General features: G+C 63.7%; 16 protein-coding genes. 4 read left to right on the forward strand and 12 right to left on the reverse strand.

All coding sequences use genetic code 11. The features are described from left to right. Nucleotides 1-257: 257 nt before the first annotated feature. Nucleotides 258-1,322 (forward strand): class II fructose-bisphosphate aldolase, encoded by a 1,065-nt coding sequence (gene fba, locus AC56QP_RS07540; protein ID WP_489860276.1) that lies wholly within the window; start codon nucleotides 258-260, stop codon nucleotides 1,320-1,322. Nucleotides 1,323-1,385: 63 nt separating this feature from the next. Here fba and AC56QP_RS07545 read toward each other — a convergent pair whose 3' ends face one another. From AC56QP_RS07545 to ftsZ, 12 genes are all read right to left on the reverse strand, one after another. Next, a complete protein-coding gene (locus AC56QP_RS07545) occupies nucleotides 1,386-2,327 on the reverse strand; it encodes a sugar phosphate isomerase/epimerase family protein (RefSeq protein ID WP_489860275.1) in 942 nt (313 codons plus the stop codon). A 49-nt stretch (nucleotides 2,328-2,376) separates the two neighbouring features. After that, on the reverse strand, nucleotides 2,377-3,462 hold the full coding sequence (locus AC56QP_RS07550) for a class II aldolase/adducin family protein (protein ID WP_489860274.1): 1,086 nt from the start codon (nucleotides 3,460-3,462) through the stop codon (nucleotides 2,377-2,379). Continuing rightward, nucleotides 3,432-4,949 carry a glycerol-3-phosphate dehydrogenase gene (locus tag AC56QP_RS07555; protein ID WP_489860273.1) on the reverse strand — a complete coding sequence of 506 codons (1,518 nt, stop codon included), beginning with the start codon at nucleotides 4,947-4,949 and terminating at the stop codon, nucleotides 3,432-3,434. The genes AC56QP_RS07550 and AC56QP_RS07555 overlap by 31 nt, the downstream gene beginning before the upstream one ends. 46 nt (nucleotides 4,950-4,995) lie before the next feature. Continuing rightward, nucleotides 4,996-6,036 (reverse strand): 2-hydroxyacid dehydrogenase, encoded by a 1,041-nt coding sequence (locus AC56QP_RS07560; RefSeq protein ID WP_489860272.1) that lies wholly within the window; start codon nucleotides 6,034-6,036, stop codon nucleotides 4,996-4,998. Nucleotides 6,037-6,046: 10 nt separating this feature from the next. Continuing rightward, a complete protein-coding gene (locus AC56QP_RS07565; protein WP_489860271.1) occupies nucleotides 6,047-7,600 on the reverse strand; it encodes an FGGY-family carbohydrate kinase in 1,554 nt (517 codons plus the stop codon). After that, complete coding sequence (locus tag AC56QP_RS07570) at nucleotides 7,600-8,724, reverse strand: ABC transporter ATP-binding protein (protein WP_489860270.1); 1,125 nt, start codon at nucleotides 8,722-8,724, stop codon at nucleotides 7,600-7,602. Before AC56QP_RS07570 ends, AC56QP_RS07565 begins: the two co-directional genes overlap by 1 nt. Beyond that, nucleotides 8,721-9,839: an ABC transporter ATP-binding protein gene (locus tag AC56QP_RS07575; protein ID WP_497100621.1), complete on the reverse strand. Its 1,119-nt coding sequence runs from the start codon at nucleotides 9,837-9,839 to the stop codon at nucleotides 8,721-8,723. Before AC56QP_RS07575 ends, AC56QP_RS07570 begins: the two co-directional genes overlap by 4 nt. Nucleotides 9,840-9,841: 2 nt before the next feature. Beyond that, on the reverse strand, nucleotides 9,842-10,699 hold the full coding sequence (locus AC56QP_RS07580; RefSeq protein WP_091576604.1) for a carbohydrate ABC transporter permease: 858 nt from the start codon (nucleotides 10,697-10,699) through the stop codon (nucleotides 9,842-9,844). A 9-nt stretch (nucleotides 10,700-10,708) separates the two neighbouring features. Continuing rightward, nucleotides 10,709-11,632 carry a carbohydrate ABC transporter permease gene (locus tag AC56QP_RS07585; protein ID WP_091576905.1) on the reverse strand — a complete coding sequence of 308 codons (924 nt, stop codon included), beginning with the start codon at nucleotides 11,630-11,632 and terminating at the stop codon, nucleotides 10,709-10,711. A gap of 209 nt (nucleotides 11,633-11,841) precedes the next feature. Further along, nucleotides 11,842-13,287, reverse strand: coding sequence for an ABC transporter substrate-binding protein (locus tag AC56QP_RS07590; RefSeq protein WP_256749922.1), 1,446 nt, complete (start codon nucleotides 13,285-13,287; stop codon nucleotides 11,842-11,844). 45 nt (nucleotides 13,288-13,332) lie between these two features. Continuing rightward, nucleotides 13,333-14,307, reverse strand: coding sequence for a sugar-binding transcriptional regulator (locus AC56QP_RS07595; RefSeq protein WP_489860269.1), 975 nt, complete (start codon nucleotides 14,305-14,307; stop codon nucleotides 13,333-13,335). 486 nt (nucleotides 14,308-14,793) lie between these two features. Next, nucleotides 14,794-15,831, reverse strand: coding sequence for a cell division protein FtsZ (gene ftsZ / locus AC56QP_RS07600; protein ID WP_256749924.1), 1,038 nt, complete (start codon nucleotides 15,829-15,831; stop codon nucleotides 14,794-14,796). 543 nt (nucleotides 15,832-16,374) lie between these two features. Here ftsZ and AC56QP_RS07605 point away from each other — a divergent pair. The 3 genes from AC56QP_RS07605 to AC56QP_RS07615 are packed head-to-tail and all read left to right on the forward strand — an operon-like array spanning nucleotide 16,375 to nucleotide 19,405. Further along, a complete protein-coding gene (locus AC56QP_RS07605; RefSeq protein WP_489860268.1) occupies nucleotides 16,375-18,441 on the forward strand; it encodes a N,N-dimethylformamidase beta subunit family domain-containing protein in 2,067 nt (688 codons plus the stop codon). Then, entirely contained in the window at nucleotides 18,426-18,734 is a 309-nt protein-coding gene (locus tag AC56QP_RS07610) for a hypothetical protein (protein ID WP_489860267.1), read from the forward strand. Before AC56QP_RS07605 ends, AC56QP_RS07610 begins: the two co-directional genes overlap by 16 nt. Then, entirely contained in the window at nucleotides 18,707-19,405 is a 699-nt protein-coding gene (locus AC56QP_RS07615; protein WP_489860266.1) for a GntR family transcriptional regulator, read from the forward strand. Before AC56QP_RS07610 ends, AC56QP_RS07615 begins: the two co-directional genes overlap by 28 nt. Nucleotides 19,406-19,517 lie beyond the last annotated feature (112 nt).

The raw sequence follows: 19,517 nt of genomic DNA on the forward strand, positions 1-19,517 counted from the left end.
GCGCGGGCCGGGCAAGGCCTCGCGTGGCCTGCAATATAACACCAAACGGCTCATTCACATCAAAGAATTTGTGATAATGCGTTATTCACTTGGGATATTCGTTTCGTTTTCATGGCGGCGCTGTAACAAGAATTGCTATCGGGGCGCCCTCTGACGGTTGCGGTTGTCCGGAAATCCGGCCAGAAGCATCGGTGGGCTGAACGATGCGCGGACAGTCCGCAACCACAGGCTTGAAACCAGATACGGGAGACTAATCGTTGGCTCGCATCACACTGAGACAATTGCTCGATCACGCCGCCGAATACGGCTATGGCGTGCCCGCCTTCAACATGAACAACATGGAACAGGGCCTTGCCATCATGGAGGCGGCGGAGGAGACCAAATCGCCTGTCATCCTGCAGGCGAGCCGCGGCGCGCGCGCCTATGCCAATGACGTGGTGCTGGCCAAGCTGATCGACGCGCTGGTCGAAATCCATCCCGATATCCCGGTCTGCATGCATCTCGACCATGGCAACAACGAAGCCACCTGCGTCACCGCGATCCAGCACGGCTTCACCTCTGTCATGATGGACGGATCGCTCAAGGAAGACGGCAAGACGCCGGCGGACTATTCCTACAATTCCGGCATCACCAAGCGCGTCGTCGACATGGCGCATTGGGGCGGCGTGTCGGTGGAAGGCGAGATCGGCGTGCTCGGTTCGCTCGAAATGGGCGGCGGCGAGCAGGAAGACGGCCACGGCGTCGAAGGCGCCGTCAGCCACGACCAGTTGCTGACCGATCCCGTTCAGGCCGAACAGTTCGTGCGCGATACGCATGTCGATGCGCTGGCGGTGGCCATGGGCACCAGCCACGGTGCCTACAAGTTCTCGCGCAAGCCGGACGGCGCGGTACTGGCGATGAATGTCATCGAAGAGATCCACCGCCGCCTGCCGAACATGCATCTGGTCATGCACGGCTCGTCCTCGGTGCCTGAGGATCTGCAGGAGATCATCAACAAATATGGCGGCCAGATGAAGCCGACCTGGGGCGTGCCGGTGGAAGAGATCCAGCGCGGCATCAAGCATGGCGTGCGCAAGATCAACATCGACACCGACAACCGCATGGCGCTGACCGGCGCGATCCGCAAGGTGCTGACCGAGAACCCGAGCGAGTTCGACCCGCGCAAGTACCTCACGCCGGCCATGGCGGCGATGCGGAAGCTGTGCAAGGAACGCTTCGAGCAGTTCGGCACCGCCGGCAACGCGCCGAAGATCAAGCCGCTGCCGGTCTCGGAGATGGCCAAGCGCTACAAGTCGGGCAGTCTCGATCCGAAATTCGGCTGAGTTCCGCCGGCTCGAAATCCGGCCGTGTTCCACGGGCAGGAGCCGCATCGGCTCCTGCCCGTTTTACTTTGTCCGCAGCGATAGGTTCGACCTGCCGGTTTCGATGAAGGGCGCCCAGTAGTCGACCGACTCGCGGATCATGGCGACGACCTGATGGTCGACCGGCTCGCGCTCGCGAAACGACAGTTCGAGGCAGATCTCGTTATCGGTGCCGCCGCCGCGCCGCACCGTCTCGAGAAACTTTTCCGGCGTTATGCGGCCATCCCTGTTGTGGGCGGCAATGAACGGCCAATGGCCGCCCTTGTTCATCGACGACTGCTTGATATGGATGATCGGCGACCGCCTGGGAAAGGCTTCGGCCCAGGCATAGGGGTCGATGTCATCCGGGTTGCTGGAGGTCACGTCGCCATGATCGATGTCGACCATCATCTCCAGCGGGATCGCCATCCCCGCCGCGTCGATCGCATTCTGCAGCGCCCGGCAGTTTTCGATGGTGTGGCCGAATTCGCGGCCGACCGACATCGGCTCCCAGAACAGGTAGGTCAGGCCGGCCGCGCTGGCGTGGGCGGCGACCTCGCGCCAGCATTCCAGCGCGATGTCGAACAGCCGTGCGCGGCGCTCAGGGTCGTCATAGTCCCGGTGGGTGAAGATGGCGAATTGCGTGCCCATGCCGCTGGCGCCGAGTTCGGCCGAGATGCCGGCAAAGGTCTTGAACCAGTCGACATAGTAGCGGCGCACGTCGGCGTCGGGATGGCCGAAATGGTTGAGCCGGCCATAGGGGCCGGTCATGCCCGAGGTGACGCGTACGCCGGTACGATCCAGCGCGCCGCGGAACAGGCGCACGAACTTCGAGATCGTCGCCGCCGGCCAACCGGGATTGATGAACTCATGGGTAAGCTGCACGTCCCTGATGCCGATATCATAGGCTATGGTGTCGATCAGATCGTCCGGCTCGGCAAAGCGGTTGACCAGCGGATTGGTGTTGAGGGAGAGCGTAAACGCCAAGACCGCTCCCCTTCTCAACACTGCCGTGGGATCGAGGCGACGAATGCCGTCATTGCAGCGTCACCCCGGTGCGGTTGAGTTCCTGGCGATATTTTTCGGCGTCCCAGTTCAGGAGCTCGGCATTGTCCTTCGGGCTCAGATAATTGAGGCGCACCGAGCCATCGACGCGCGCTGCGACATCGGCCAGGCATCGCGCCATTGCTTCGGCACCGGCATTGGCGTCGCGGCGCATCAGGATGCCCTTGCCTGGAAACAGAATGGACGTGGGAGCGACGGCGCTCCGGGCGACGACGGCCGCTGCATTCTCGTCCGGACCGGCGATCGTCGATCCGACCCCAAGGAAGATCACATGATCCGGGTAGAGGCTGCCCGAAGCGGCGATCCGGCAACTGGCGAGATCGGTCGCAACGCTATGCGCCGCAATCGAGGCGGGAAGCCGGTAGTCGCTGCCGATGGCAAGCCTGAGCAGCGCGTCGATGTCGGGCGCCGAGGCCGGCCGTGGCGCGCGGGCGAGCAATCCGGTGACCCGCTGCAGCAGCAAAGCTGCTTCGCCAACCGTGTCCGCCGCGACCACCAGCCCGTGATTGCCGAGCACGAGTACGTTGGTCGCGGGCTTCAGGCGCTCCGCTATGGCCTGCGCCAGCGGCAGGCCCGGCCTTCGATAAGGCACGAATGCCCAATCAAGACCGCGCAGGCGCTCTTCCAGCAAGGCCTCCGCATTGGCCTGGACGGCGATCGAGATCGTCTCGACACAATGGACATGGACAACGATCTTCTGCCGCATGAGCGCATGCACCGTCGTCTCGATGGAAGGCCGCAGCCGCCGGGGATTGAGTTCCTCCAGCGTGAACAGCCCGGCCTTCTCGGCGGCGTCGCTGCGATGCGCCAAAGCGTCGAGCAGCGGCTCCAGCGCGACCGGCACCATGATGTCGCCGGTCAACGCGTTCATCAGCCAGGTGCCGGAAGCCTTGATCCACAATACGCCATCCTGCTTGATGGAGGTGTTGCCGCCGGCGCCCTGGACCAGCAACGGATCGGCGCCGATGCTGGCGGAAAAGGAGCGCAACATCCGGAATTCCGTGGAGCCGGAATCGAAGCCCGCCATCAGCCCGCCCTCGCCAGCCGGCTTGCGCACCAGTCCTCGAAAGCCGACCTTTCGTCAGTGGAAAGATGCAGGCCGTGCTTGGTGCGCCGTTCGAGAATATCGGCTGATGTCATCGCCCATTCCTGTTCGAACAGGTAGCTCGCCTCGCGCTCGAAGAAATCCGTGCCGAAGCGTCGCCCCAGTTCGGCGAGCGATCTGGCGTTGCCGACCACAAGACGTGTCCTGGTCCCGTAAAGCCGCCCGTAGTGATCGATCAGCGATGCCGGCATCCATGGATACTCGCGCCCGAGGTCGCCGAGAAACCGGTCGAAATCGGCGTTGGCGATGTCGCCGCCAGGCAGATGCGCCTTCGCTGTCCAGGGCTTGCCCATCCGGGGAAAGAACGGAGCGACCCTGTCCAGCGCATGCTCGGCCAGTTTGCGAAAGGTGGTGATCTTGCCCCCGAACACGGAGAGCAGCGGCGCCGCTCCAGATGGCGCGTCGAGCTCGAAGATGTAGTCGCGGGTCACCGCGCTCGGGTTGTCGGCATTGTCGTCATAGAGCGGCCTGACGCCGGAAAAGCTGTAGACGACATCGTCCCGCACGAGCCCGCGCTTGAAGTAGCGGTTGACCACCTTGATCAGGTAATCGATCTCGCTCACGTCCGCCGCGACGTCTTCGGGCCTGCCATCATAGGGAATGTCGGTGGTGCCGATCAGCGCCAGATCGTTCTGGTAGGGATTGATGAAGATGACACGCTTGTCACTGTTCTGGACGAGATAGGCATGGCGGCCTTCCCAGAATTTGGGCACGACGATATGGCTGCCCTTAACCAGTCTGACGTTGCGCTTGGAGTTCTGGCCCGCCACGCGATTGATGATGTCGTTGACCCAGGGACCGGCTGCATTGACCAGGGCGCGTGCCCGCACCGTCGTCCTGACGCCGGTGCGGATGTCGTGCGTTTCGACTGACCACAGGCCATTTTCGCGGCGGGCCGCGGTGCAGGCGGTTCGGGTGAATATGCTGGCGCCACGCTCGCGCGCATCAAGTGCGTTGATCAGCACAAGGCGGGCATCGTCGACCCAGCAGTCGGAATATTCGAAACCGCGCTTGAAGGCGTCCTTGATCGGCGCGCCCTCGGGCGCGGTGTGCAGGTTCAGGGTGCGGGTCGGCGGCAGCCGCTTGCGGCCGCCGAGATGGTCGTAGAGGAACAGGCCGAGCCGGACCAGCCATGCCGGCCGGTCATCCGGGCTGTGCGGCAGCACGAAGCGCATTGGCCAGATGATGTGCGGCGCCGATTCCAGCAGCACCTCGCGCTCAATCAACGCCTCGCGCACCAGGCGGAATTCGTAATATTCGAGATAGCGCAGGCCACCATGGACGAGCTTGCCCGATCTCGAACTGGTGCCTTCGGCCAGATCGTCCTTTTCGCACAGGATGACGGAAAGCCCGCGCCCGGCGGCATCGCGTGCGATGCCCGCACCGTTGATGCCGCCACCGACGACAAAGAGGTCGACGATTTCAGAGCCGCCGTTCATCCCGCCGTGGCCTCGATGCCGAATTTGTGGGTCATGGCCGCCGCCTTCAGCACGGATTGACCGGAGGCAGGCCGGCGATATAGCGGCGCACCTCTTCGGCGGCCTGCTCGGCGGCATAGGTCACGGTGCGCACCGAGGCGCCGGCTATATGCGGCGTCAACGTCACGTTGGGAAGCTGCAGCAAGGGCCATTCGGCGGGCACGGGCTCGACCGCGAAGGTCTCCAGCATGGCGCTGGCGATCTGCCCCGAAACAAGCGCCTCGTAGAGCGCGTCATAGTCGACCAGCGGTCCCCGCGCCGTGTTGATGAGAATAGCCCCCGGCTTCATCCGCGCGATGGTGTCCTTGCCGATCATGCCGCGTGTCTCCTCGGTCACCCGGGGATGCAGCGTGACCACATCGGAACGGGACAGGAGATCGTCCAGCGCGACCAGCTCGACGCCGGCATTGCGGTCGTCGGCGCTCAACTGCACATAGGGGTCGCAAACGAGGACGTGGCAGCCGAAGGCGCGCAGCAGACGGACCACTTTCGTGCCGATATTGCCATAGCCGATGACGCCGACGGTCATTTCGTTGAGTTCGCGGCCGGTGCGGTCGGCACGGTAGAGATCGCCGCGCCATTCTCCCTTGCGCAAGGCCTCGTGGCCGACCCGGATCAGCCGCGTCTCGGCAAGGATGGCGCCGATGGTGAACTCGGCCACGGCAGTCGCGTTGCGGCCAGGCACATTGACCACGGTGATGCCGTGGGTCCTGGCAGCGCCCATGTCGATGTTGATCGGGCCGCCGCGCGATACCGCGACCAGCTTGAGCGCCGGCAGGCGCCGCATCATGCCGTCCGATAGCGGAGCAAGCTGGGTGACGAGGATTTCGGCATCGCCGATGAAATCGACGATCTCGTCGGGATGGCCGAAATACTCCTTGATCTTGTCGAGGCCGAGCGCCGCATTGCCGAATTCCATCGGCTCGTCGGGCCATGCCGTCTGCAGCGTGCGGATGTCTAGGCCGCCGCTCGCGGCCTTCTCGATTTCGGCGCGAAACACATCCGGAAGCATGAAATGGTCGCCAATGATCGCTATTTTCCTGGGCATACTCGACTTCTCAATTTGCCTTCGCTGCAGCCATGGCGCGCCAGACCGGCCGCAGCGCCTCGTGCGCCAACATGTAGGATGGGGTCATCTTGTCGTAGATCGCGGCGAGGCTCCGGTCGCTTGGCTCCGCCTCGCCCAGCAGGGGCGTCACCCATTCGCCGACGCAATCATCCATCGATGCGTATTGGCCGACGCAGACCGCGGCGATCATCGCCGCTCCCGCGGCACCGGCCTCCTCGCGCTCGCTCGTGCGAATGTCGGCGCCGACCGCGGCACCAAGGATCTTGCGCAGCGCCGGGCTCCGGGCGGCGCCGCCAGTCAGGCGAACTTCACGCGGCAGCGGCCCCATGGCCGCGTAGCAATCGCGCGCCGCGAAGGCCAGCCCCTCGAAGACGGCGCGGACGAGGTCGGCATAGCCGTGCCGTGAGGAAATGCCGACGAACCCCGCCCTGGCATTCGCATCGACGAACGGACCGCGCTCGCCGGCCTCCGACACGTAGGGCTGATAGAGCAGCGAAGCCGGCTGCGAGGCCGCGATCCAGGTGTCGACCAGCGCGATCATCTCGCCATTGCTGCGGGTGATGCCTTGCGAGGCGAGAATTCCGGAGGCCAGCCCAAGCACCCAGTCGATGTTGAGCGTTGCCGCCATGTTCGACTGCATCTGCGCGAACACGCCAGGCGCCGGCATCGCCATCGTGTAGCCGGTTGCCGCCTGGTTGAGCTGCACGTCGTCCGGGGTTTCGGCCAGCCGCATATGCATGCCGGTGGAGCCGATGATCGAGCAGCCGGGCTTGCGCTTGCGGTCCAGCAGGCCGGCGCCGAGCGCGGTGCAGACGACGTCGACATAGCCCAGCACCACCGGAGTGCCGGCGAGCATCCCGGTGGCGTCGGCCGCTGCTTGCGACAGGCCGGTGCTATGCCTGGTGCCGTCGACGATCGGCGGCAGCAGATGCCTGAGATCGGCGACATCAAGTACGTCGAGCACGTCGTCGCAATAGTCGCGGGTGTGGAAATCGCCGAAGGTGAAGGTTCCCTCCGACGGATCGGTTGCGCGTTCGCCGGTCAGTTTGAAATAGAGCCAGTCCTTGCAATGGAAGGCCGTCGCGGCCTTGGCCAACATCGCAGGCATGTTGCGCTTCATGAACACAAACTGCGAGCCCTGCTGGCAGGCGGCAAGCCCGGTGCCGGTCCTTTCGAAGCGGAGCCGGTCCTCCGGCCGCGCGCGGATTTCCTCGACGACAGCAGCGGCGCGCGCGTCGAGCCAGAGCCAGCCCTTGGCGACCGGTTCACCCTTGCCGTCGATCAGCCAGGTGCCGTCGCCTTGCCCGGTGACCGCGATCGCGACGGTTCGGTTGGCGAGATCGGGCACCTTGTCGGCGAGCTGGCGCAAGGTCGCGGCGGCATCGCTCCATGTGCGCGCCAAATCCTGTTCGGCGCCACCGCCCGGCAGCGTCTCATAGTGGTTCGGCAGCGAGGCGGCGGCAATCTGCCGGCCAGCGGTGTCGAAGGCGATGGACTTGATGACCGAGGTGCCGGCGTCGAGGCCGATCAGGACATCCCGCATCACGCAAGCTCCATGCCGTGCGAGATAGCCTTGCCGCTCGCCTGGTCGAAGACGTGCAGGTTCTTCGGATCGATGCTGACATTGATGGGCGCACCCAGGTCCAGGCGGGTGCGGTCATGTTCGACCAGAACCAGCGAGCCGCCGGCAAAGTCCGCCGCTATGTGGGTCTGGTCGCCGAGCCACTGATTGGCCGAGACCCTGGCCGGAACACCCTCCTTCGAGCGCCGCACGGCGTAGGGCCTGATGCCGATGACGACCCGTTCGCGGCTGAGCAGCTGGTCGCGAACCGGAGCGCTGAAAGCGTCCTTGTCGTAGTCGAGCGACAGTCCATCCGGCAGCCGCAGGTTGATGCGTCCGGCGGTCGCGCCGACATAGGCCTCGAAAACGTTCATCGGCGGCTCACCGACAAAGGTGCCGGTGAACAGGTTCGCCGGGCGCTCCTTGATCCTGTCTGATGTGTCGAACTGCTGCAGCACGCCGCCCTCCATCACCGCGATGCGGTCGGCAAGCGCGTTGGCCTCGGTCTGGTCGTGGGTGACCAGGATCGCGGTCAGGCCGCGCTCCTTGATGAAGTGCTTGATGCGGCCGCGCAACACAGCGCGCAGCTGCGGTTCGAGCTGCCCCATCGGCTCGTCCAGCAGGTGCAGATCCGCCTCCCGGATCAGCGCCCGGCCGAGGCTGGCGCGCTGCTGCTGGCCGCCGGAGATGGAGCTGGGATAGCGCTCCAGTATGTCCTCGATCTCGAGCAGTTTGGCGATGCTGGCGACCTTGGCGTCGACCTCGCTCTTTGGCAACCTTGCCGCCTTGAGCGCGAACGCCATGTTCTCGCGCACGGTCAACGGCGGATAGAGCGAATAGCCCTCGAACGCCATCGCCACGTTGCGCCTGACCGGCGACAAGGTGTGAACCTGGCGGCCGCCGACCGAGATCGCGCCGCGCGAGACCTCCTCGAAGCCCGCGATCATGCGCAGCGTCGAGGTCTTGCCGCAGCCCGACGAGCCGAGCAGCGCCACGATCTCGCCCTTGCCGATTTCCATCGTCAGGTTCTTGACGGCGTGAACGCCCCTGTCGATCGGGCCGTAGAACTTGTCGACGCCGGTTATGGTGAGTGCGCTCGGGCTCATGCCGCTTCTCCGTTGCGCAAAATGACGACGTTCTTGGAACCGATGCGCTCGCCGCTCGCGTGGTCGAACAGCAAGGCGCTCTTGCCGTCGACGGAGATGTGGGCCTTGCCCTCGCTGCGGCCCGGCGTTCCGGCCGGGCGCGAGACCAGGATTTCACGGCCGCGCACCGTGCGCACAAGCGTGACGATCTTTTCGTTGAGCGGCGTCTCGGCCTCGACCGTCACGGGAATGGCGCCGGGCGCACCCTCCTCGACGAAGCTCAACGCTTCCGGCCGCAGGCCGATCACACAGTCGCGGCCGACCGCCGTCTCGTAGGCACCGGCCAGATGGACCTGGACGTTGGACAGGCCGACATAAATCCCCCTGGTATCCCGCGCGGGCTTGACGTCGAGCAGGTTGATGGTGGGATCGCCGAACAGCCGCGCGATCTCGATATTGGCAGGCTCGCGGTAGATCTGCTCGGGCGTGCCGAGCTGCCTGATGACGCCTTGCGACATCACCGCGATGCGGTCGCCGAGCGCCATGGCTTCCTTGTAGTCCTGGGTGACGTAGACGACGGTGGCGCCGCGATCGGCGAGCAGCCTCGGCAGTTCGAGGCGCATCTCGAAGCGCAGCTTGGCGTCGACATTGCGCAAGGGATCGTCGAGCAGGAGAAGCGGCGGCGAGCCGACCAGCGCGCGGGCAAGTGCCGTGCGCTGCTTCTGGCCGTTGGAAAGCGCGCGCGGCTTGTGGCTGAGCACATGGGCGATCTTCAACAGCTTGGCGACGCTCTCGACGCCGGCCTTGATCACGCTTTGCGATGATCGCTTGGCTTCCAGCGGCGTCGCGATGTTGTCGAACGCGGTCATATGCGGGAACAAAGCGAAATTCTGGAAGGCCATGCCGATGCCGCGGAATTCCGCGTCGACATCGGTCATGTCGTCACCGCCGATGAATATCTTGCCTTCATCCGGATCGATGACCCCGGCGACAAGCCGCAGCAGCACGGTCTTGCCGGCACCGGAGGGGCCGAACAGGACAAGGGTCTCGCCGTCGGCGACGGTCAGGGACAGATTGTCGAGAACGGTCTGGCTCTTGTAGCGCTTGACGACGTTTCTGAGTTCGAGGCTGGCCATTTCTATCCTTTCACCGCGCCGAGCGACAGACCTTCGACGAGATAGCGCTGCGCATAAAGGGCGAGCGCCAGCGTCGGCGTGATCGACAACACGATGGCCGCCGAAATCTGGCCATACTGGATGCCCGAGGAGGTGATGAAAGCCAGCGCTCCGACCGTCACTGGCTGCTTGTCGGCCGAGGCCAACACCAGCGCGAAGACGAAGTTGTTCCAGGCAAAGATGAAGGCGAGCAGGCCGGCGGCGGCGATGCCCGGGCCGGCAAGCGGCAGCGCGATCTTGCGGAAGGTGGCGAACCAGGAATGGCCGCCGATACGATAGGCATATTCGATGTCGGCCGGAATGTCCTCGAAATAGCCGCGCACGATCCACAGGATCAGCGGCAGGCAGATCAGCTGGTAGACCCAGATCAGCCCGATATAGGTGTTGGCCAATCCAAGCTTCTGGAAATAGAGGGTGAGCGGCAGGAGCACCAGCAGCGCCGGCGCGAACTTGAACGACAGCAGCGTGAAGGCGATATCCTCCGAACCGCGGAACTTGTGCCGCGCGAAGGCGTAGGCCGCCGGGACGCCGAGCAGCAGGGAGACGGCAACCGAGGTGACCGACAGGAACACCGAATTCCACAGGTTGCGCATGAAGGCGATGTCGAGCGTGCCGGCCGCCGTCACCAGCTTGCCGGTAATGAGCGCGGTATAGTTGGCCAGCGTCGGCTCGAAGATCAACTGCGGCGGAATGCGCAGGATGGTCTCGTTGGTCTGGAACGACATCATGAAGATCCAGGCGATCGGGAACATGAAGAAGACCACGACCAGGGTCAGTGCCACGCCGCGCAGGATGCGTTCGAGCAAGGAAGTGTGTTCCATGTCCGCCTCCTATGCCTGGCCGCGGGCGCGTTCGCGCAGCCGCAGCCAGTTCTTGATGAAGATGTTGGAGAGGAAATAGGTGATCGCCCACAGGATGATCATCAGCGCCGCCGAGCGGCCGACATTGGTCGACTGGAAGAAGTTGAGATAGGCCTCGACCTGGAACACGGTCAGCGTATCGCCAGGCCCCCCTTGAGTCATCGCGTAGATGATGTCGAACTGCTGGATGGAGTCGAGCAGGCGGAACAGCGTCGCCGTCAGTATGTAGGGCGTCAGCATCGGCAAGGTGATGCGGAAGAACACGAAGCTTCTCGGCACGCCATCGAGTGCCGCGGCCTCGAAAGGCTGCGTCGGCAGGCTGCGCAGGCCGGCCAACAAGAGGATCATGATGAAGGGCGTGTAGACCCAGATGTCGACGAGCACGACGGTGAAGAGAGCCGTCGACGGCGACGAGGCCCAGCGGAAATCCTGCAGCCCGATCAGGCTGGCGAGATAGCTCAGCACGCCGAAGCCGGGATTGGTCATCAGCTTCCACATCAGCGCGGCCAGCGCCGGCGCCGTCATCAGCGGCATCAACAGCATGATCGAGATGAAATTGTTCAGCGTCGAGCGCTTCTGCAGCAGCATGGCGATGGCGAGACCGAGAAGCAGCTCCAGCACGACCGTGGTTCCCGCATAGAGCAGCGAGACCTTGAGCGTGTTCCAGAACTTCGGGTCGGTGAAGAAGGAGATGTAGTTGTCTCCCCAGTTGAACTGCCGCGCCCAGGGCTGGCTCAGACGGTAGCGCTGGAACGAATAGACGACCGAGGTCAGGAACGGGATGAGGATGCCGATGCAGACCAGCAAGGCCGGCAGGCTGAGCACGTAGGGCAAGACCCTCTTGCTGATCCTGAAGCCGGACGGCCCGGCCCTTTGTGTTGTTGCGGCAGTCATCCGCTGCTCCATGATCCTGTTGCTTCGCCCGGCCGGCCGCCCAAGGGAGCCAGGCGGCCGGTGGGCGAATTGGCGGCGCTTTTTTCGAGCATCGGTTTTTCCCAAAACCGGATTCCACTTTTGGGTCCGATGCTCCAGGCGCCGCGTCGCAGACGTGAAAGTCGGGTCGGGACTGGCCGGCCTCGGCGAGCCAGTCCCTGGGCCTTGGCCTAGCCGAGGCCGGCTTCCTTGAGCTGGCCGTCGATGCTCTCGGCCAGCTTGTCGAGGCCCTCGTCGACCGGCACTTCCTTGGCCACCATCTTCTGCAGCGTCGCCGCCCATTCGGTGGTGAGATCGAAGAACAGCGGCTGCGCCGTGAACTTGATGCTGGCGCCCGGCGCCGAGGCGTCGAACATCTCGACATAGCCCGGATAGCTCTTGTTCAGCTTGTCGCGGAACATCTCGTCCTTCCAGACCGACTGGCGGACCGGATTGACGAAGTCCATCTTGGTGGCGCCGAACAGCCCGTGCTCCGGACCGGAGGCCCATTGCATGAAGTACCAGGTTGCGTCCTTGTCCTTCGAGAAGTTGGACATTGCCAGCGACCAGATCCAGATGTTGGGCGTCGCCGCCTTGGCTGCCGGATTGGCCTTGAAGCTTGCAAAGGCGAGCTTGCCCGCCATCTTGTTGTCGCCGCCATTCATGAAGTAGCCGAGGATATCGGCGTCGAAGATCATCGCCGAGGCGCCGGCGCCGAGATCGGTGCCGACCTGATACCAGGTGTAGGTCGACCAGTCCTTGGGGCCGCTCTCCTGGATCATCTGAACCCACTGCTTGTGGAAAGCCTTGGACTCGGCGGTGTTCATCGCGGCCGACAATTTGCCGTCAGCCGAGACATTGAGGTCCTTCTGGTCAAAATTGGCGTAGGCCGACAGGAAGCCGGGATGGATCGTCGCCCAGGAGCGCGAGCCACGCACGCCGATGCCGTAGACGCCGCCACCGACATCCTTGGTGAGCTTGGCCGCCGCGGCAACCATCTCGTCCATGTTGCCGGGAATGGTGACGCCGGCCTTGTCGAACATGGCCTTGTTGTAGGTGATGTTGTTCTGTTCGAAGCCCCACGGAATGCACCACTGCTTGGCGTCGTCCGAACCCAGCGCGCCGCCCGGCTTGCCATTCCAGGCGCAGGAATTCTTGACGCCGGGCAGGAAGTCGTCCCAGGCATAGTTCGGGTTGGTCTTGGCCGGGTCCTTGATCCATTCGTTGAGGTCGGTGATCCAGCCGGCCGGACCATAGGTCCAGGTCATGTAGGCGCCAGTCATGAAGGCATCATATTCGGGCGAGCTCGCCGACAGCGCGGCGGTGACCTTGTCGAAATAGACGTCTTCCGGGAACACGTCATAGACGACGTTCATGCCGGTCAGCTGCTTGAAGTTCTCGAGATCGGCGATCATCGCGTCGGCGTAAGGATGCTTGTTGAGCAAGAGCTTGATGGTCTTGCCCTTGTGCGCCTTCCAGTCGAAGTCCGCGGCAAGCGCTCGGGTCTGGCCCAGATTGAGCAGCGTGCCGGCGGTACCCGCGGCAAGGCCCATCGCACCCAGTCCCTTGATCAGCCCGCGACGGTCGACTTGTCCGCGCAGGAAGGCGTCAATGAGGTCTTTCTCTTTCTCATGCATTTCGTCTTCTCCTCCACAGGGTAGTTTCAACTGAACGGTTGCCGGCTACCCGACCGGCGTCTCTCCCACGAGCGATCGCGCCGTCCGCTCGTCGGTTATCAGGCCCCTGAGATAGCGGCCCTCCAGCACCGACTTGATGGCACGAACCTTCACCTTGCCGCCGGCGACGGCGACAATCCGGCGATTGCTGATATCCTCCCTGGCCAGCGCCAGCGCCCGGTTGGAAACGGTCGTCGCCACCGCGTTGCCGGCGCCATCGAAGAAATGGCCGAGCAATTCGCCGACGCCGCCGTTGCGGCGGATCTCCTCCATCTCGCCCTTTTCGATCATGCCGGTGGCGACGAGCGACGCCTCGCGTTCGGCGGTGCCGATGCCGGCAAGCAGCAGGTCGGCCGATTTGGCGAGATCGAAGACCTCGCTGATGCCCTTCTGCCCGAGCAGCACGAGCCGATCCTCCGCCGTGTTGGCGAACATCGGCACCGGCATGACGTAGGCTTCGGCGCCTGTGCGTTCGGCGAGGCGGTGGATGACATCATGCGGGTTGGCCGAGAATTTCCGCGTCAGGCCGCCGAGCAGCGAGACGAAGCGGATCTTGTCGGTCGAGGTGCGCGGCAGATATTCCACGCAAGCGGCCAGCGTGCGGCCATGGCCGACGCCGATCAGTGCCTCCTCGCCGCGTTCGATCTCGCGCTTGAGAAATTGCGCGCCGGCAATGCCGAGCGCCTTGAGCGGCAGATCTTCCGAATCGAAATCGGGAACCACCTCGCAATAGTCGAGGCCGTAGCGACGGGACAGTTCGTCCTCGAGCTCGACGCATTCCGACACTTCGCCGTCGATATAGACCTTCACCAGCCCTTCCTGGTTGGCCTTGGTGATCAGGCGATGGGCCTTGAGGCTGGTCAGGCCAAGCCGCTTGGCAACCTCGGACTGGGTCAGGCCGCCGGCGTAATGAAGCCATGCGGCACGCGCCGCCATGCTGGTTTCATCGTCGCGCAAGAGCCCGTTGCCGAATCCGACCATTTCCGCCCTTTGATATTTTTATCAGCTTGTGCAAAATTTTTCACAAGACACCCCCAGAGTCAAGCGCCCAGCCATGCGAGAGGCTTGAAACAGCCTCCGGGCTGTTCAACGACAGTCGTGGGTGGGGAGCGAAGGGCAGCCGGTCGTATGCGCAGCGCCAGTCAGGAATGACGGCGGGCAGCCAGAAGAGAGAAGGCGCTTATACTTCGCGCAGGAAAGCGCACGGGCGCAGCTATGCAGATCCAGGCTGCGGCTCGGGCGGAGATCCGATTGCCGCATGGTCGTTGCACGATAAGGCTGACTGCGTTGTCAAAGGTCAGGGGCCAAGCTGTTCAGCACGCAAATCGCGATGACGCCGCTGCGAAGACGGGCCGCGTTTTGCCACCGTTGATGCGGCGCCCCCCTCACCCCTCGCCCCTCGCCCGGGACGCTACGGGCAATGCCCGGAGGCAGAGCTTTGCCGGACGGCGTCCGATCGAATGCGCCCTACTGCAGTATCCGCGACGGCGCCTGGCCTGAACGGTCGCCCGTGAACTCGGCATTGGCGTCCCCCGCCTCAAACGGGCGATCGAGCCCGGTCGCCACGACCGACACCCTGAACTTGCCTTCCAAATTCTTGTCGAAGATGGCGCCGACGATGATGTCGGCATCCTCGTAGACCTCTTCGCGTATGCGGGTGGCGGCTTCATCGACCTCGAACAGGGTCATGTCGCGGCCGCCCGATATCGAGACCAGAACGCCCTTTGCACCCTTCATCGAAGCCTCATCCAGAAGCGGATTGGCGATTGCCGCTTCCGCTGCCTTGATGGCCCGGCTCTCGCCGGACGCCTCGCCCGTACCCATCATGGCGCGGCCCATGCCCCGCATCACCGATTTCACGTCGGCGAAGTCGAGATTGATCAGGCCTTCCTTGACGATCAGGTCGGTAATGCAGCCGACACCGGAATAAAGCACCCGGTCGGCGATGACGAAAGCGTCGGCAAAGGTGGTCTTGGCATCGGCGATCCTGAACAGGTTCTGGTTCGGGATGACGATTACGGTGTCGGCGCTCTCGCGAAGCCGCGCGATGCCTTCCTCGGCCATCTGCATGCGCCGCTTGCCCTCGAACGCGAATGGCTTGGTGACGACACCCACGGTCAGGATGCCGGCCTTGCGCGCCGCATGCGCGATGATCGGAGCGGCTCCGGTTCCCGTGCCGCCGCCCATGCCGGCGGTGACGAAACACATATGCGTGCCCTGGAGATGGTCCATGATCTCGTCGAGCGATTCCTCGGCGGCGGCGCGGCCGATCTCGGGAAGCGATCCGGCACCCAGCCCCTCGGTGACATGAGCACCAAGCTGGATCAGCCTCGTTGCCTTCGACATCGCAAGCGCCTGGGCGTCGGTGTTGGCGGCGATGAACTCGGTGCCCTGAAGCTGCTCCGCGATCATGTTGTTGACGGCATTCCCACCTCCGCCGCCAACGCCGATCACGGTGATCTTGGGTCTCATCTCGGAGATCTCGGGCTTCTTGAACTCGGCCATGCCGCTTTCTCCTTTGCCAATTGCGCGCTTCACGACCACCCGCAGACTGCCTTGGGGGGTATTGCAATCGAGCGGTATGAGGCGAATCAGTCCGCTCGGATGGGTGCCCCAAAAAGCCAGAGAGCGGCCGCGCGTGCAAGTGCGGCAAAAGTCAAGATTTGTGATGACGGGATCGACCTCGTGCCGCGAGACCGTCCGCCCCCGGCGATCCTGCGATCAGGCGCCGCTTCCGGACGACCCGGCGCCCCCGGAACCTGACTGGGTTGCCCGCTCCAGGATCGGCATCGGCGACCGCAGGCAGGGTTTCGGGCGCGAACCAATGGGCACGCAGCAACGACACGATCGCCGGCTCACGCGAGCGCAGGCATTCCTCGGCGCGAGACCCTCAAAAAACGGACTTTGTCAGCAATCATGCCGCGATGGGGGTATACCCTCAGGAAACGATGCCCGTAGTGTGATTCAAAAAGGGGGTACGAGAGAATTGTCGAATTTGCCATCCAACGGATTGCAGCGACCGGAATCGCGGTGCGGACTTTTGCCGAGATGAGACATCCCGTCGATCACGGCGCCATGGCCGTTTCAGGTTACACGGTTCCCTGGCACGCAGCGGCCGGAACGCCTGTCGCCCTTCATGTCTCGTCGTCGCGGCAAGTGCGCGATGTGCGGATCGTACGCCTCGACACGCCCGCGGCTGAATTCATGGATTGGCCCATTGAACCGACCGGGGATGCCGCGTGCCACCGCGACTTCGACCAAGGATCGTGCCTGAAGATCGCGGCGTCGGAACTTGCCAAGGGCGCGGAGATCCGCGGCGTCGCCTTTGAAGTGTATCTGACCCGCAATGACGGCGTCCGGGTGCTGTTTGAGAGCGGTCCGTTGCGGCTACAGCTGCAGGACGGGAAGCTGACTTTCATCCATCATGGGGAGGCGCATCAGACGGGCGGTACCGTGCCGGCAAACACCTGGCTGGCGGTCGAGATTTCATCCGGTGACAGTGGGACAGTCCTTCGGATCAACTCGGACGACCTGTTGGCTCCGTTTCGCCTGCATCATCAATTCAATCTGCCCTGGCAGCCTCCGTCGGACGACACGTTCTTCGGCGCGAGCGCGGCGAACGATGTCAGGTCGCTCAACTCCAAATTCTCGGCAATCGTGTTGCAAACCACGAGCGGACGCATTGGCTGGACGTTCCCCACCCTGCTGCCAAGCGGCCCGATCGCCTCGACAGGCGGAGATCGTTTCCTCTGGCTAGAAGCGGTCAACCAACCGACGTTCTGCATGACCTCACGCCGCTGGGACGGATCGAGTTTCGATCCAAGGCTGGTGCCGTCGCACTACGACGCCGTGCATTGCCACGACGACGACATGGGATCGTTGCAGTGGCCAGCCTCATACCAATTGCATGTCCCCGCCGGGGCGGCCGCCGGCGTCTACGCCTTCGAGGTTGGCCATGACGGCGGATCGGAGCGCATCGTCTTCTTCATCACCTCGTCCCTCCGGTGTTCACCGCTGTTGTTCCTGGTGCCGACGGCCACCTATCTCGCTTACGCGGATGAATTCCTGCCCGCGCATCTGTACGAATGGATGTGCGAGGATCGAGGCCATCACTTTGCGATCGATAACAACCTGAAGTCGCTCTACGACTACCACAGCGACCTCAGCGGCGTGTCGATCTGCTCCTACCGGAAGCCGAAGGCGACGCTGCGCGACGACTACAATTACCCGCTGTGTGGTTGCCCGCACAATCTGCCGGTCGACCTGCACTTGCTGCGCTTCTGCCACAGCAACGGCATCGCCTTCGATCTCATGACCGACCGCGACCTGCATGAGCGGGGTCTCGCCGGCCTGCAGGGGTATCGGGCCGTCGTCACCGGCAGCCACCCGGAATACATGTCGATCGAAATGGAACATGCCCTGCGCCAGTTCGCGGCAGCAGGCGGCAGCATCGCCTATCTCGGCGGCAATGGTTTTGCCGGCAAGGTCGCGTTCCAGGATGATCTCATGGAACTGCGCCGTTCGCCGCTCGAAGCGGCGCGCACCTGGGATGGGCCGATCGCCGAACAATCGCTGTCGATCACCAACCAGCCGGGTGGCCATCTTCGCGCCAGCGGGCGCGGCGAATTCTCGCTGACCGGCGTCGCCATCTCGCTGATGGGCTTCGACGGCGCCCGCCCCTTCACGCGCACACCGCAAAGCCATGAACCTTCGGCAGCATGGCTGTTCGACGGCGTCGCCGACGACACCTTCGGCAATGAAGGCATCGTGCTCGGCGGCGCGGCCGGCTATGAGGTCGATGCCACCGATCCACATCTTGGCACGTCCCCCGATACCGCAGTCATTGCGCGTGCAACCGGCTTCCCGGACAGCTTCGACCATGACGCGACGCGCTGGTATGAGGGCGGCGCCAGCGAGCGCGCCGCGCGCCGTTGCGCGGAGATGACGCTGCGCCATCTCTCGTCAGGAGGCTTGATCTTCTGCGCGAGTTCGGTCGCCTGGTGCGGCGCATTGCCGACGGGAAGTGCCATGAACGACGTCGGCAGGATCACGATGAATTTGCTGACGCACCTGGCGGCGGCAAGGAGCCGGCCGGCCGGATGCAGCAGCTCTTGATGCATATCTGGCAGCAGCATCGCTTGACCGTGATCCTCGTCACCCACGATGCCGAGGAAGCCGTCTGTCTGTCCGATCGCATCTTTGTCATGGGCCTCAACCCGGGACGCACCAAGGAGTGCATGCCGGTGCCTTGCGGCGCTGCGATCGATGCGTCTATCATGCCGACCCAAAAGTCGCTGACAACGGCCCACACACGGCGTTCAGCCGGCATAACAATTACTAGCGGCGAATGTCGTCAGCTGCGTAGATTAGCGACCCGCCAATGGCCGAGAGAACACAATTCGGGTTGACCGCCGTCGACACCGTCCCCTTGCATGAGAAAGTCTATCTGGAACTCGTGCGGGCGCTGATGTCCGGCCAGTTCGTACCTGGCCAGAAGCTGACCTCACGCAAGCTTGCCAAGGAACTCGGCACCAGCGACATGCCGGTGCGCAGCGCCTTCATGCGGCTTCAGGCATTGCGCGCGCTCAGCCCGATGCCCAACGGCAGCGTGGAGGTGCCGGTGATCTCGGCCGAACGGTTTTCGCAGTTGACCGCCGTGCGGACGATCCTCGAAGGCTCGGCAACCGAGCTGGCGACAAAACTCATCAACGGCAACAATCTGCGGACGATCCGACGCCACGGCACCGAACTGACCCTGGCAGCCCGCAAGGGCAATATCGACGACTATCTCAGGAAAAACTACGACTTCAAATTCTCGATCTATCGCCATTGCGGCAACGAGCAGATGATCTTCCTGATCGAGACCGTATGGATGCAGGTGGGCCCATTTCTGCGGAACCTCGCCATGGGGTTCGAGGACGACCTCGCCTCCATCCTCGACATCGACTATCACGAGGAAGCCGTCGCGGCGATCGAGGCTCAGGACGGGGAGCGGGCCCGCGCAGCCATCGTGCGCGACATCGACGAAGGCGCCACACATATCCTGCGGCAGGCCAGATTTCCGGGAACAAGAACCTAGAAATGCCACTTGGCTTTCCATTCTCTTGCCTCTATGTTGCGATCGCAGATCGCACAATTGGTTTTGGAGATGCCTCCCGACATCCCGGCTAGTGAATTGAAAAAATAAGGAA

This window comes from Mesorhizobium sp. RCAM 05104 (assembly GCF_059683645.1).

What these genes read in the sequence shown, in the direction of transcription:
- AC56QP_RS07605 (WP_489860268.1), top strand. Translation starts at nt 16,375, where the DNA reads ATGAGACATCCCGTCGATCACGGCGCCATGGCCGTTTCAGGTTACACG.
- AC56QP_RS07595 (WP_489860269.1), bottom strand. Translation starts at nt 14,307, where the DNA reads ATGGTCGGATTCGGCAACGGGCTCTTGCGCGACGATGAAACCAGCATG.
- AC56QP_RS07575 (WP_497100621.1), bottom strand. Translation starts at nt 9,839, where the DNA reads ATGGCCAGCCTCGAACTCAGAAACGTCGTCAAGCGCTACAAGAGCCAG.
- AC56QP_RS07565 (WP_489860271.1), bottom strand. Translation starts at nt 7,600, where the DNA reads ATGCGGGATGTCCTGATCGGCCTCGACGCCGGCACCTCGGTCATCAAG.
- AC56QP_RS07570 (WP_489860270.1), bottom strand. Translation starts at nt 8,724, where the DNA reads ATGAGCCCGAGCGCACTCACCATAACCGGCGTCGACAAGTTCTACGGC.
- AC56QP_RS07590 (WP_256749922.1), bottom strand. Translation starts at nt 13,287, where the DNA reads ATGCATGAGAAAGAGAAAGACCTCATTGACGCCTTCCTGCGCGGACAA.
- AC56QP_RS07555 (WP_489860273.1), bottom strand. Translation starts at nt 4,949, where the DNA reads ATGAACGGCGGCTCTGAAATCGTCGACCTCTTTGTCGTCGGTGGCGGC.
- ftsZ (WP_256749924.1), bottom strand. Translation starts at nt 15,831, where the DNA reads ATGGCCGAGTTCAAGAAGCCCGAGATCTCCGAGATGAGACCCAAGATC.
- AC56QP_RS07585 (WP_091576905.1), bottom strand. Translation starts at nt 11,632, where the DNA reads ATGACTGCCGCAACAACACAAAGGGCCGGGCCGTCCGGCTTCAGGATC.
- AC56QP_RS07610 (WP_489860267.1), top strand. Translation starts at nt 18,426, where the DNA reads ATGCAGCAGCTCTTGATGCATATCTGGCAGCAGCATCGCTTGACCGTG.
- AC56QP_RS07560 (WP_489860272.1), bottom strand. Translation starts at nt 6,036, where the DNA reads ATGCCCAGGAAAATAGCGATCATTGGCGACCATTTCATGCTTCCGGAT.
- AC56QP_RS07580 (WP_091576604.1), bottom strand. Translation starts at nt 10,699, where the DNA reads ATGGAACACACTTCCTTGCTCGAACGCATCCTGCGCGGCGTGGCACTG.
- AC56QP_RS07615 (WP_489860266.1), top strand. Translation starts at nt 18,707, where the DNA reads ATGGCCGAGAGAACACAATTCGGGTTGACCGCCGTCGACACCGTCCCC.